General features: G+C 66.0%; 12 protein-coding genes. 4 read left to right on the top strand and 8 right to left on the bottom strand.

Features of this window, described 5'->3' with window-relative positions; genetic code table 11:
* Nucleotides 1-63 precede the first annotated feature (63 nt).
* Nucleotides 64-1497, bottom strand: a complete 1434-nt coding sequence (locus CK222_RS19105; protein ID WP_245433094.1) for an MFS transporter — start codon at nucleotides 1495-1497, stop codon at nucleotides 64-66.
* Nucleotides 1498-1631: 134 nt separating this feature from the next.
* Between CK222_RS19105 and CK222_RS19110 the strand changes: the two genes are divergently transcribed.
* Entirely contained in the window at nucleotides 1632-2525 is an 894-nt protein-coding gene (locus CK222_RS19110; protein ID WP_095801432.1) for a LysR family transcriptional regulator, read from the top strand.
* 817 nt (nucleotides 2526-3342) lie between these two features.
* On the opposite strand, the gene CK222_RS32330 is transcribed toward CK222_RS19110, so the two are convergent.
* The 6 genes from CK222_RS32330 to CK222_RS19135 all read right to left on the bottom strand — a co-directional run bounded on the left by CK222_RS32330 (nucleotide 3343) and on the right by CK222_RS19135 (nucleotide 8365).
* Entirely contained in the window at nucleotides 3343-3480 is a 138-nt protein-coding gene (locus tag CK222_RS32330; RefSeq protein WP_164746987.1) for a hypothetical protein, read from the bottom strand.
* A gap of 310 nt (nucleotides 3481-3790) precedes the next feature.
* Entirely contained in the window at nucleotides 3791-3883 is a 93-nt protein-coding gene (locus CK222_RS19115; RefSeq protein ID WP_082953785.1) for a hypothetical protein, read from the bottom strand.
* A 102-nt stretch (nucleotides 3884-3985) separates the two neighbouring features.
* Nucleotides 3986-4078 carry a hypothetical protein gene (locus tag CK222_RS19120; RefSeq protein WP_082953784.1) on the bottom strand — a complete coding sequence of 31 codons (93 nt, stop codon included), beginning with the start codon at nucleotides 4076-4078 and terminating at the stop codon, nucleotides 3986-3988.
* A gap of 157 nt (nucleotides 4079-4235) precedes the next feature.
* Complete coding sequence (locus CK222_RS19125) at nucleotides 4236-5168, bottom strand: hypothetical protein (RefSeq protein WP_095801433.1); 933 nt, start codon at nucleotides 5166-5168, stop codon at nucleotides 4236-4238.
* A gap of 400 nt (nucleotides 5169-5568) precedes the next feature.
* Nucleotides 5569-7644: an AI-2E family transporter gene (locus tag CK222_RS19130; protein WP_095801434.1), complete on the bottom strand. Its 2076-nt coding sequence runs from the start codon at nucleotides 7642-7644 to the stop codon at nucleotides 5569-5571.
* Between the two features lie 178 nt (nucleotides 7645-7822).
* The gene (locus tag CK222_RS19135) at nucleotides 7823-8365 is read right to left on the bottom strand and encodes a hypothetical protein (RefSeq protein WP_067322371.1); all 543 of its coding nucleotides are present in this window, start codon (nucleotides 8363-8365) and stop codon (nucleotides 7823-7825) included.
* A gap of 359 nt (nucleotides 8366-8724) precedes the next feature.
* Here CK222_RS19135 and CK222_RS19140 point away from each other — a divergent pair, with 359 nt between their 5' ends.
* Nucleotides 8725-10737 (top strand): acyltransferase family protein, encoded by a 2013-nt coding sequence (locus CK222_RS19140; protein ID WP_245433095.1) that lies wholly within the window; start codon nucleotides 8725-8727, stop codon nucleotides 10735-10737.
* Between the two features lie 257 nt (nucleotides 10738-10994).
* On the opposite strand, the gene CK222_RS19145 is transcribed toward CK222_RS19140, so the two are convergent.
* Complete coding sequence (locus tag CK222_RS19145; protein ID WP_095778861.1) at nucleotides 10995-11348, bottom strand: cupin domain-containing protein; 354 nt, start codon at nucleotides 11346-11348, stop codon at nucleotides 10995-10997.
* 284 nt (nucleotides 11349-11632) lie between these two features.
* Here CK222_RS19145 and CK222_RS19150 point away from each other — a divergent pair, with 284 nt between their 5' ends.
* Together CK222_RS19150 and CK222_RS19155 are read left to right on the top strand one after the other, a co-directional pair.
* A complete protein-coding gene (locus CK222_RS19150) occupies nucleotides 11633-11950 on the top strand; it encodes a hypothetical protein (RefSeq protein ID WP_095801564.1) in 318 nt (105 codons plus the stop codon).
* A 120-nt stretch (nucleotides 11951-12070) separates the two neighbouring features.
* Nucleotides 12071-13339 carry a DUF763 domain-containing protein gene (locus tag CK222_RS19155; RefSeq protein ID WP_067322358.1) on the top strand — a complete coding sequence of 423 codons (1269 nt, stop codon included), beginning with the start codon at nucleotides 12071-12073 and terminating at the stop codon, nucleotides 13337-13339.

Below are 13339 nucleotides of genomic sequence, written 5' to 3' on the forward strand. Positions count from 1 at the left end.
TCCAAGTGAGACGACCCCCTCTGTCCTGCCGGACATCTCCCCCGCAAGGGGGGAGATTGGATGTCACCGGCGCTTTCGCAAACTTCCAACCACCGCAATTGCCACCGCCAGGGCGACCAAACCCGCCGCCACTGCGAACGCAAACCCCATCCCGCCCGCGACTGCTTCCGGTGTCGCGGCGCCGATCTCGCCAGTGCCCACTGCGAAGGCAAACACCGCGCCCATCACCGCCGTGCCGGTGATCAGGCCGAGATTGCGCGACAGGCTGAGCATGCCCGAGACCACGCCGCGCTCGTTCTTATCGACATCGGCCATGACGGCGGTGTTGTTCGCCGCCTGAAAGAGCTGATAGCCGGGCGTCAACAGCATGATCGCCGCCGCGTAGCCGGCGATGCCGAACAGCGCCGGCAGCAGAGTGAGCGCGGCGCAGCCGATGGTCATCAGCACCAGCCCGGCAACGACCATGGCGGACGCGCCCAGGCGATCGACGATACGGCCGGCAATCACGCCGCACAGCGCCGAGACGACCGGGCCGATCGACAGCACGGCGCCGACCTGCGCTTCGCCCAGGCCCAGCGCGCGCGACAGGAAGAAGGGCCCGACGACAAGCGTCGCCATCATCACGGTGGAGACCAGCCCGTTCATGGCAAGGCTCGGCGCCAGCACCGGATCGCTGAACAGCGCTGGTTTGACCAGAGGCGACGCCACTCTCCGCTGCGCATAGAGGAACAGAGCGGCGCCGAGACCGGCCATGCCGAGCAGCGCGACGTTCGTGCCGCCGAAATGGCCGCGTCCTGTCGTCATCGCCAGCGCATAGGCGGCGAGCGTCAAGGCAAGCAGCAGTGTGCCCAGCGCGTCGAAGCGCGGGCCAACGCCCTGCGCCTCATTGCGGAGGAACGTCGCGGTTTGATCGCCCGGCAGGAAGCGCCGGGCGAGGATCATGGCCACGACACCCAGCCCGGCAGTGACGAGGAAGATCGCGCGCCAGCCGAGGGAAGCGATCAGCACGCCGCCAAGCGACGGCCCAAGCGCGGTGCCGATCGCGGACATGGTGCCGAGCAGGCCCATGGCGCTGCCGGTGCGCACTTTCGGCATCGTCGTGCCGACCAAGGCCATGGTCAGCGCCATCATCACCGCGGCGCCGAGGCCTTGAGCGGCGCGGGCGGCGACCAGCAGCGGCAGCGACGGCGCAAGCGCGGCCGCCAGCGACGCGGCGCTGAACAGGCCAAGACCGGCGACCAGCAGCAGCCGGCGGCCGACGAGATCGCCAAGACGCCCGACGCTGACGATGAGCGCGGTGATGACAAGCAGATAGGCAAGCACCACCCATTGCACCGCCTGGAAAGATGCGGCGAAGGCGGTGCTCAGCGTCGGCAGCGCGACATTGGCGATGCTGGTGCTGAGCGAGGACAAAAGCATCGCCAGCGACAGGCTGGCCAGCGCGCCGCTTGCCGAGCGGCTTGCGGGAACGGTGCGTGGATCTGCGATATCGGCCATGGTTCTTCTCCGGCTCGGGTGGAACTTGCCGGGAGAATAGGTGCCTGGCCGATGCGGCGGAACGCGCAGCATTTGCACTCGAATAGTGCATGAAACGCCATATCACTGCATCGAGGACGTGCTAAGATCGCGCCATGTCCCGACCCGATCTCAACCTGCTCGTCACGCTGGACGTGCTCATCGCCGAAGGCAGTGTCGCGAAAGCCGCGCAGCGGCTGAAGCTCAGCCCGTCGGCAATGAGCCGCGCGCTCGCAAGACTGCGCGAGGTGACCGGCGATCCGCTTCTGGTCCGCGCCGGGCGCGGCCTGGTGCCGACGCCGCGCGCCATCGAGCTCGGGACGGATGTCGGCCGGCTGGTGAAGGAGGCGGAGGCTGTGCTGCGCCCCGCCGAACGCCTTGATCTGAAGCGGCTTACGCGCAGTTTCACGCTGCGCAACAGCGATGGTTTTGTGGAAAATTTCGGCCCTTCCCTTCTCGCGCGCGTCGCGGAGGAAGCGCCGGGCGTGCAGCTGCGCTTCGTGCCGAAGCCCGACAAGGACAGCGCGCCGATGCGCGAAGGCAGTGTCGATCTCGAGACCGGCGTTATCGGCGGCTCGACCGGCCCCGAGGTGCGGGCGCAGGCGCTGTTCCGCGACCGTTTCGTCGGCGTGGTGCGCAGCGGCCATCCGCTGTGCGACGGCAAGATCACCGCCGCCCGCTTCGCCGCCGGCCGGCATATATTGATCTCGCGCCGCGGGCTGGATCGCGGGCCTATCGACGACGCGCTGGAACTCGCCGGGCTGACGCGGACAATCGCCACCGTGGTCGGCGGCTTCGCGGAAGCGCTGGCGCTGGCGCGCGGCTCCGATCTCATCGCCACGGTGCCCGAGCGCTATACCGGCAAGCTGCGCGAAGGCCTGCTCACCTTCGCATTGCCGGTGAAGCTCGCCGGGCTCACCATTTCGCTGCTATGGCACCCGCGCCTCGACGCCGACCCCGCGCATCGCTGGCTGCGGGGCCTGGTGAGGGAGATCTGCGGAGGGCGGTGAGACAGCCGATCTCCTTTCGCGGCGACCGGGACGCAGGCGGGGCGCGAAGGAACGCCGCGCCGACAGACCAGATTTTGGCCCCAACAAAGTGTGGAGACAGGTTCCTTGGCGACGCCGGGACGGAGCGGAGGGACGCCCAACAAGAACCCCCGCTCCGTCGCTGCGCGAGCACCTCTGCCCGATCTGCCGGCCAGGACCTGCGCCGGGACACTTCGAGCAACCGATCGCCCACCCTCATCGGATGGCGAATTTTAGCATCCCTGCATGTGCGCATCATGAAGCGGTTCACAGAGCGGCAGCGTTCCTCTCCGCAGTCTTTGAGGGGCGACGAAACCGCTAGCGCGACGGGTAATTCACTGCCGTTTGCCCGCCAATGCTGCGTTGCCGAAATGCGCCCAAAAAAAGTCAGGTTGAGAACCGGACCTCAAAACGCCTCAACCAGTGAAAAACCAGCCTATTCAAACGTGTAGGCGGCAACATTCGTGTCGCTTGCCGCAACGGCCGAAAAGCCCGGAAATCCGCCATTTCGGGGCCTGCCGGCGCGGCAACCGCGGAAATGCGGCAGCCCGATTACGGCATTGCACAACGGAAAAAAACGCTGTTCCGGAGGCGCCGCCGCCGACGTTGACAGCCAGCCGGGCCAATGGCAATCCGCAGTGACTGGTCACGCCATGACCGTTGCTGTTGGGGACGGACGGGGTTTCAGCAGCTTGGCGGCGGCGCCGGACGGGCGGGCACTTGCGTAGTGTACCGCCCGCTCCTGGCCGGCAGCGGCGCGAGGTTTCGCGTACGAGGCTCAGAAAGGGTGCCCAGACCGCTACTGACGAACCGTTGCCAGCTTTTCAAGCGTCGGCTCGCTATAGGCCTTCTTGATCGCAATTCCCTCCTGAAGACGCTTCGCGCGGGCGAGCGCTGCCGGGGAGCGACCATCAAGCTTGCGGCCGGAAGCGTTCACCAGGCGCTCCGTACGACGCAACAGGTCGTAAGAGCGGATCAGCGCCCTTCTGCTCTCCTCAATCAGTTGGTCCTGGAAATCTGCGGCCGCGTGCCCGCGCGCGGGCTAGTGGGGATTCTTGTTCTCGAGCATGCCGCTCTCCCTGTTCAGACGGGAGCGCGGATCAACGTCTCTCAGTCGCCAATGGTGTCCGGTGGGTGGTTACCAGCGATACGGCAGGGTACGCCGATTGGTGCGCCGTGGCAAAGCCAATAGTTTCGACCGATCTCGGACCGCCGCAAAGGAGTGCCGCAGGGCGGCCTGGCTCGCCTCAGAAGGTAAAGCCGGACGACGGCGCGGCGGCGGTCGCGGCCGACAGCCTGCCGCGCTTTTGCAGCCGCGGCTTTTCGTAAGTCTTCTTCATCGTCCATTCCTGGGCGGGTCAACGACCTGCGCAGGTGAACGCGATGCGGCCGCCCTGTCAAGCTTAGCCCGGGAATGCTTGCCCTGCTGGCTGTTGCTTAGGTCAGCGCGGCGGGAGCGGGGCCGACGACCCGGCAACGACGCTCGACAGCTTCTGGCGCTTCACCAGCACCGGTTTCTCATAGATCTTCTTCATGGATATGCCCCTTGCCCAATTTGCCGCCTCAAGACGCAAGGGAAGTGCCGTTTTGTCAAAAAACGTTTTCGTGAGATGCGTGCAAAGCGAGCCGGCTGCAACCGAATGCGGGCAGGCTGTGGTGAGCCGGCAACATCGAGCCTGCTGAGGTTCGTTCCTAGCCCGCGTGCTGCAGCCAATGGCGGTCGAACACGTCGAGGATGGCGCGGTACTCGGACGGCGGGATTTGGTTGACGCCGCCGTCGCTGTCGGCACTGAGGAACTGGCCGAGCTGCCGGTCGACCGCTTCCGGGTGCTCCATGACGATGCCGAGGCTCGCGAGATCGGCGGCGATCGAGGTGCCCGGCGGCAGGTACCCGCCCCATTGCTCGGCGGCTGGCGCATCGCGCAGGCGCACCAGCAGGATTCTTGTCAGCGAGGGCTGCGCCTCCGGGCCGATGATGGCGGTGCCGACCATATAGCCGCCGAGCACGCTCACCGGCTGCGTCTGCGGGAACAGGCAAAGGAAGAACTGCGCTTCGCCGCCCACCTCCTTCAGATGCAGGTAGAGGCTGCGCTTTGCCGGCGTGACCGGCCCGCCGAGCTGCAACTGCCCGGTCGGCAATGTCTCGCGATATGTGGCGGTGAACGCATGCGCGCCGGGTCCGGCCTCGATCGACAGGCGGCCCCTGATGAGTTGGCCGCGATAGTAAGGCGACCAGGCGCGCGAATAGCAGGCATAGGTCCCGGCAAGCGCCAGCCCGGTGCCCTTGTCGTCATGCCCGGGCGAGGCCTCGACCTGCGCGTGGGCGCGGCGTTCGAGCTCCGTCGCGTCGATGCCGTGCCGGGCCGCGATCGCGGCCGTGAAGCTCGGCAGATCGCTCTCGGCGATCCAGGCGCCGGGTCGCTCGAGGCGCAGCACTTTCGCCCAGTCTTCATAGACGCTGTGCTCGCGAGGCTGCGCGCGGCCTTGCAGCCATTTGTCCGCGCGGCCGATATCGAAAGCCGTCTTCGGATTGACCGCACGGAACGCCGCCGCCAGATCCTTGCGGCTGGCGGTTCCCAGCACGACCGAAGTCAGTCGTAACTTCTGCGCGATGTTCAGTGCCATCCGGCTGCACCTGTTCCGTCCCGACAGAATCGGGATTGGCCTCTTGTTCGAGCGAAGATCATGCTTTCACGGCCGCCGCAAGCTCACTGGGCAGTGCAACCAGGAGCAAGCAAGCCGTCCCGCCGGCTCCGCAGCAGCGCCGCAAGACGATCCAGGCCAAGCCATCCGCCTGCACTGGACCTGCATTTCTAGCGCGCTCCGAAGGATCCGGGCTTCTGCCCGGATCGGCGAGGCAGAACAGAAACGGCCGGACAAGGGCCGAACCAGACAGCCACCCGGCCAGCCTGAGGGCTGGGGCGTGGCGCCGCCGGCGGGGCCGGCGCCTGCCCGCGCGGATCGCAAAGCCGCGCGGTTCGCGCGGGCCTTCGGGCCGGTCAATTGAGGGGGAAAGTCGCCTCCCTCATCCAGCCGCCTGCAGCTCCTTCTTGCGGGCCGGCCGGCGGCGTGGCCGGCGTTGCGGCGCAAGCTTCAGCATCACCGGCGGCTCGCTCGACAGGGCGCCCGTCACGGCGCTGACCATGCCATGGGCGACGAAATCGGCGTTAAGCCCGGCGGCAAGTTCGGCCGCGGCCTTGGCGTCGCCGTTGCCGATTTCCGACCAGGACACGATGCCGACCCTGAGACGCGGTTTCAGCCGCTTCAGCCGCCGCACCATGAAGCGCGCGTGCTTGGTGGAGTCGCGGTTGAGGAAACCGATCACCACCGTATCGACGCCGCTCAGGTCGAGGCGGCGGATCCCGGCAGGTTCGAGGTCAATGAAACTCGCTCTCGACACTTCGGCGCCCTGCACCTCCAGCACCTGCGCCAGCATCGCGGCGGCGGCGTCGTCGAGCTCGCCCCGCCCGCCGGCGCAAAGCACGGAGAAGCCCACGCCATCCGGAAGATCGACCTCCTCGGATAGAGGCTCCTTGCCGTCGCCGGCCTTCCGATCGTTCGCCTTGCCTTCAGCAGCCTTGCCCGCGGTGATCTTGGCTGAGGCTGCCTTGCCCGGCGAGGCCTCGGCCGAGGCAGTGGCTGCCTGCTGGTCCTCTTCCTCCTCGGCTTCCGCCTCCTCCGCTTCCTCCTGGGCGCTGGCGTCCAGATTGGCGACGAGCGTCAGCGCGCTCGCTGCGACCTGTTTGCGCTGTTCGTCATCCATAACGCCGCGCATGCGGTCCTGCTCGCCAAGCAGCAGCGCCGGAATCGCCACCTGGTCGTAGAACTCGAACAGGTATTTTTCTTCGAGCATCTCCTCGGCGTGGTCGGTCGCCTCGTCCGGATCGGCGGCGAGCAGCCGCTGATAGAGACGCGCGTGCGGCTCGAGCACCGGCTCGTTCCCGAACAGCACGTCGAGGAACTCGAACTGCGGCACGTGGCGGCCGAGGACGACGAGGCAGACGGTGAGCGGCGTCGACAGCACCAGGCCGATCGGCCCCCAGAGCCAGGTCCAGAAGATCGCCGCGACGATGATGGCGAGCGGCGAGAGGCCGGTGCGCGAGCCATAGAGCCATGGCTCGATGACGTTGCCGGTGATCAGCTCCATGGCGATGAACAGTGCCCCGGTCCACAGAAGCAGCGACCAGCCGGGCGCCACCGCCAGCGCCAGGAACAGCGGCAGCAGCGCGCCGATGATCGGCCCGATATAGGGAACGAAGCGCAGGGCGAGCGCCAGCATGCCCCAAAGCAGCGCATTGGGTATGCCCAGCACCCACAGGCCGATGGTGATCGGGATGGCGTAGATAACGTTGACCACCAGCTGCATCAACAGATACTGGCCGACCCGCTTGCCGGCGTCCTGCAGCGCCTGGGTGGTGCGGTGGAGATCGCCATAGCCGACGAGACGGATGAAGCGGTCGCGCAGATCCTCCCGCTCCATCAGCATGAAGATGACGACGACGACCACAAGGCCGGCCGAGCCGAGCGGGCTGAGCAGCGGCTCTATGACCCTTTGCAATACTTCGAGCGGCCTTTCCTGCGCGACGATCTCGACCGGGATCGGATCGCGCTTCGGCGTCTCGGCGGCGGACGGCAGCTGCGGCTCCTGGCGCTCGAACTCCTGGCCGACGCGCTCGATCACGCCGCTCAAGCGCGAGATGATGCCGTTGCCCAGCCCGTTTTCCTTCAGCGCGCGGATCTTTGTCAGGATGTTGATCTGATAGACGGGGATGTTCTGGGCGAGGTCGCTGACCTGCGTGGCCACCACGAAGGAGAACAGCGCAAGCGCGGCAAAGGCGCCCAAAACGCTGGCGATCACGGCAGGCAGGCGCGGAATGCCGACGCGTTTCAACGCCGACACGAGCGGCGCGATGGCGAAAGTCAACAGCAGCGCGACTGCGATCGGCAAAAACACCTCGCGCCCGAAATAGAGCGCCGCAACCGACGCGACGACGGTTGCGACCGTCGGCAGCGCCGTGCGCGGATGGCTGCGCGAGGCAGCAAGCAGGCCCGCCAGCCCCGGTTCCGACTCGCGCGTGCCGTTCTGACGATTATCCGCCACCGTGAGTCTCCACCCTGCCCGCCATGATTGGCTTTCGCCGGCGTGCAACGCGCGGATCGGAGGATGGTTGCGAGGCGCTATCAGTTGGAGCGAGGACGAAGCGGCTGATGCAAATCTCCCCTTGCGGACAAGGGGAGATTTGAAGCGCTCGCCGCCGCACCTGAAGGTCCGTGCCCGGCTATTTTACCGGGATCATGAGATGCGCGTAGGGCGTGCCCGGCCACATCACGTAAGGCTTGGACGTGTCGGGCTTGGCATCGGTCGGATAGCCTTTCATCATGTCCATCGCGTTGACGATCATCACATGCGGCCCCGTCTCGATCCAATTGTTGCCTGCCTCGGGCTTCGTCGCATAAGGATCGGTATTGCTGCCGTCGGTGCCGCCGGACAGCATATACATGAAGCCGACCTTGCCTTTGGGCGGTTCCTTCTTTTCCAGCCAGGCCATCGCCCATTCCATCGAGTTGGCATCGCCGCACATCGGATCCGGACCGGGCGAGGCCGGATTGTCCGGCATGCACCAGAAGCCGGTCTTGCCCTCGCGCAGGGTGCGCATGTTCCCCTTTTCATCCATGGCGTAGACCGCAGCGCCACTCGCCACTGCGGCGGGTGCGGCGGACTCGGCGCTTTTGATCAGCGCAGCATCGTCGGCAGCTGCGCCCTGGATCGCAATCAAACTGCCCGCTGCCAACAGCGCAGCGACCGTCAGAAGCCGTTTCATGGCCGTTCTCCGGTTCGAGTTGATGTCTTTGTCCATGATGTCGGACGTCACGGCGTCCCAGAGCCGTTCGTCGGTGCACTGATCCTACCAGATTACCTGCAGGCGGACAATTTGCCTTAGCATTCGCCAATGTCCTTCCATGCTCTCGAACACTGGGGAAACGGCGGCTGAGCTCCTTCGTTATCCTGAGCGAAACGACGCGCGCAGACCCTAGGCTGCCGAAGCTTCGACTGCCGCCGCCGTTGCTGCCGCCTCCCTTTATGTTGCACTGCGTTAGATTTGTTGCATTGCGGTATGAGCCCATAGGCGCGAGGCTTTACCAAGGCGGGATACGAACGACCGTTGCGAGGTTCGCCTTCGTGTCAGCACCATCGCCGGACTTCCGGCCCGACATTGAGGGGTTGCGGGCGCTCGCCGTGGCGGGCGTTGTCGCTTTCCACTTCGGCCTCACCGCCCTGCCCGGCGGCTTTGCCGGCGTGGACATCTTTTTCGTCATCTCCGGCTATCTCATCACCCGCCATTTGGTCAGCGAGATTTCGCTCACCGGCCGGCTCGACCTCCTTCGCTTTTATGCCCGACGCGCGCGGCGCCTGCTGCCGGTGGCGCTGTTCGTCATCGCCGCCACGCTTGCCGTCGGCACGCTGATCCTGTCGCCGGAGGAGCAGCAGCTCTATTCCAAGGGCGCGATGTTCGCCTCCGCTTACATGATCAATCTGTGGCTGATCCGCTGGTCGTTCGACTATTTCGCCAACGACGCCGCCAACAATCCCTTCATCCACTACTGGTCGCTGTCGGTGGAGGAGCAGTTTTACCTCGCCTGGCCGGCGCTGCTGATGCTGGCGGCCTGGCTGAGGCCCGGCAAGCGGACGATCATGCTTGCGATCGGCATTGCCGGCCTGGTCTCCTTCGCGGTCTGCGCCTGGCTGACCCCCATTTCGCAGCCCTGGGCCTTCTACTTCTCGCCGCTGCGCGCCTGGGAATTCGCCGCCGGCGGGCTGGCTTCGATGGCGCCGGCATGGCTGCTCCAGAACCGCCCGCGGCTCGGGACGGCGTTCAGCCTCTGCGGGCTGGTCCTCATTGCCTTCGCTTACCTCACCTTCAGCGAGGAGGCTCCCTTCCCCGGTTTCCTGGCGCTCGTGCCCGTGGCCGGTACTGTCCTTCTCTTGCTGGCGGGCGCGGCCGGCGTCGGGGACGGCATTCTTTCACGCAATTTCGAACGGAAAAACGCGGGGCTCTTTTCCTCGAATTGCGTGAATGCCGCCCTGGCGCTGCCGCCCTTGCAGTGGATCGGAAAGGTTTCCTACTCGCTCTATCTCTGGCACTGGCCGGTGATCGTCTATGCCGGCATGCTGGTCGAGGAGCTGACTTTTGCGCAACGCCTCGCCTGCCTCGGGCTGACGTTGGCGCTCTCTGCGCTGAGCTATCATTTCATCGAGAATCCAATCCGCCGCAATGGCTGGCTTATGGCCAATGCGGCGCGGGCGCTGGTGCCGGCCCTCCTCCTGACCGGCACCGGCGTCGCAGCCGCTTACGGCAACGCAGCGCTTGCCGTGCGCGCCGAGGACCCCGAGCAGCGCGCGATCGCGGCAAGTGCGGCCGAGCCGGCCACCGCGCGCGCCAAGGCCTGCGTCGAGGGCTACGACACGGTAACGCCGAAACCCTGCGTGTTCGGCAATGGCCAGCGCGTGATCGCGCTGTTCGGCGATTCGCACGCCGATCACTGGTCGACACCGCTGATCGAGGCAGGAAAGAAGAACGGCTACCGCGTCGAGACCTGGCTGAAGAGCTCGTGCCGGCCCTCACGGTTTTCCTACTTTGTCACGAAGCTCAACCGCGACTACCGCGAATGCGACCAATGGCGCGAACAGGCGATCAAGGAGATCATCGCGGCCAGGCCTTCGCTGGTGGTGATCTCCGAACTGGCGCTGACCTCCTCGCGCAAGATGGCGGCGGGCAAGGGCGAGCCGGACACGCCGGACGCCGTATGGCGGGCCGGCCTGCGCTCGACACTGACCAGCTTGAGCAAGGCTGGGCTGAAGATCGCCTTCATCCGCGACGTGCCCTTCAACGACGAGAACATCGACACCTGCGTGTCGCGCGCGCTGTGGCGCGACAAGGCGCCCTCGCTCTGCGACCAGAGCCGCGCCTATGCCGCCAACGACCAGATGGCGGCGGTCGAGCGCGAGATCGTCACCAGCGTGCCCAATGCCACCTACGTCGACCTCACCGACCGCTTCTGCAACGCCACCACCTGCCACGTCTTCATCGACGGCCAGCTCGCCTTCCGCGACCAGCATCATCTGGCGACGCCGTTCGCGGAATCGCTGGAACCGGAGGTGGAAAGACGCGTGATCTCGAAGGTGGGAAGGTAGGGCGCCGCCCCTGTCGTTCGTCATGCTAGGGCGGAGCAAGGAGCGAAGCGACGCGCGCAGACCCTAGGATCCATGCCGTGACGCTAAAGCGTTGCACCAGTGACAGAATTCTGCACCGTAGCGCTTCACGCCGAAGGTCACCGCATGGATCCTCGGGTCAAGCCCGAGGATTGCGACCGTGCGACCGTCGGCGTTCCTTCACACCTCGTCTGTCCTGCCAGACATCCCCCGCAAGGGGGGAGATCAGCAGCTTCTGCTCACTCCGCCACAACCACAAAATGCTTGGTCACCGGCTCGAGGATCTTCCAGGTGCCCTTGAAATCGGCTTCGACCACGAAGGCGTCGCCGGGGCCGACCTCGACCGGCTCGCCGCCATCGGGCGTGATGAGGATGCGGCCGGCGATCATGTGGACGAATTCATAGTCGGTGTAGGTGGCGTGATAGGTGCCGGGCGAAGCGCGCCAGGTGCCGGACATCACCTTGCCGTCCTCGCTGGTGTGCTGGACGGCGGTCTGCATGGTCGGCGATCCCTCGACCGCGATCCAGCCCGGCAGATCGCCGCCATCGCCATGCTCGACGGGGCCGAATTTCAGGATAGTGGGCTTGGTCATGGCAGGCTCCTGCGGTTGGGATTGGCTGGACGTGGCAATAGACGACGACGCCGAGCGCGCACGCGCTGCACGGCGACAGCAGGTGGCGATATGGCGACTCCGAAGATCGAAAACAGCGGGGCGAAGAAAAGCGTGACCTTCCCCGCAAGGGCGAAGATCGTCAGCTTCGGCGCCGCTTCGCTCCTTGCTGGGCCCAGGATCGCCGCCCAACTTTCTCGGAACACCACCGGTCCCGAAACCGTTTGTGCCTCGAAGGGGCAACCATCGACCTCAAGGAGGCAGCGATGAAAAAGCTTCTGCTTGCTTCGATGATCGCCATCGCCTCGGCGTTTGCGATCGCGCCGGCGAGTGCCGGTAGCGTTCAGTTCGGCATCGGCGTCGGCCCCAGCTACGGCGATTACTATGGTGACTACTATGGCGGGTATTACCCTCACCGCTATTACCGACACGTCTACGGTGACGACTACTACACTCCCTATCGCGAGCGTTATGTGGTGCGCTATCATAACCGGTATTATCGCGATCATTGCCGGATCAAGATCGTGAAGCACTGGCGCCACGGCCACCGCGTCATCGAAAAGATCCGCATCTGCCGGCGCTGACCGACCAGCGAGCGGACATCTCCCCTCGGGCGAGGGGAGATGTCCGGCTGCGGCTGCGCCGCCTTGCAAATTCCCGCCAAAATGCCATCTAGAAGCCGGCATTCATAAGGAAAGCAAAAAGTGACGCAGCGAAGCGGCAGCGCCGACCTGCCGCTGCATGGCGGGCGGGTCCCGAAATGGCTGGGCGATCGCATGACGAGGCTCGGCGCGGTGCTGTGCGAAGCCATCATCCATCATTACGGCCGCGACGAGCTTTTGCGGCGCCTCGCCCATCCCTTCTGGTTCCAGTCCTTCGGCGCCGTGATGGGCATGGACTGGCATTCTTCCGGCATCACCACTTCCGTCATCGGCGCGCTGAAGCGGGGCCTCAATCCGATGGCCGGCGAGCTTGGCATCCATGTCTGCGGCGGGCGCGGCGCACATTCGCGCAAGACGCCGGGCGAGTTGCTGGCGATCGGCGACCATGTCGGCCTCGACGGCCAAGCTCTTGCCACTGCCAGCCGGCTGGTCGCCAAGGTGGACAGCGCCGCCGTGCAGGATGGCTACGACCTCTACCTGCACGGCTTCATCGTCAGCGATGACGGGCGCTGGGTGGTGGTGCAGCAGGGCATGAACGGCGACGCCCGCCAGGCGCGCCGCTACCACTGGCTTTCGGAGGGGCTGACCAGCTTCGTCGACCAGCCGCATGCGGCGATCGAGGGCGAACGCCAAGGCGAGATCGTCAACCTCACCGACCACCGCGCGGAGAAAGCCCGCGGTGGGCAGATCGCGCTTCTGAAGACGATGAGCCCGGAAAAGATCCTGAGCGAGCTTGCCGTGCTGGAGCCGCGAGCCGAAGCGCCCGAGCCGGCCGCGCAGCCGCTGCTGCCCAACCTCGTCATGCCGGCGCATCACGACGTGCGCGAAAGCGACATCGTCATGCGCCGCCTGCACGGCAACATTGCCGCCGCGATCGAGAGCGGCCCGAAGGATTTTCCCGAACTGCTGCTGGTGCCCGGCGTCGGCCCGCGCACGGTGCGCGCGCTCGCCATGGTCTCCGAGGTGGTGCACGGCGCGCCCTGCCGCTTCTCCGACCCGGCGCGCTTCTCGCTCGCCCACGGCGGCAAGGACCGCCACCCCTTCCCCGTGCCGCTTAAGGTCTATGACGAGACGATCTCGGTGCTGAAATCGGCGGTGAGCAAGGCCAGGCTCGGGCGCGAGGAAGAGCTGCAGGCGCTCAAGCGGCTGGACGGGGAGTCACGCCGGATGGAGCGCTATGTGACGGGGCCGAGCCTGAAGGAGATCGTCGCGGGGGAAATGGACCAGTCGCATTTGCTCGGAGGGCGGAGCGTGTTTGGGTGGGAACCACCACCTGATAGCGACCCGAAGCCGCTGAAGAAAGGCGCTTGA

This window comes from Mesorhizobium sp. WSM3866 (assembly GCF_002294795.1).
In the GTDB taxonomy this organism is placed as follows: Bacteria; Pseudomonadota; Alphaproteobacteria; order Rhizobiales; family Rhizobiaceae; genus Mesorhizobium.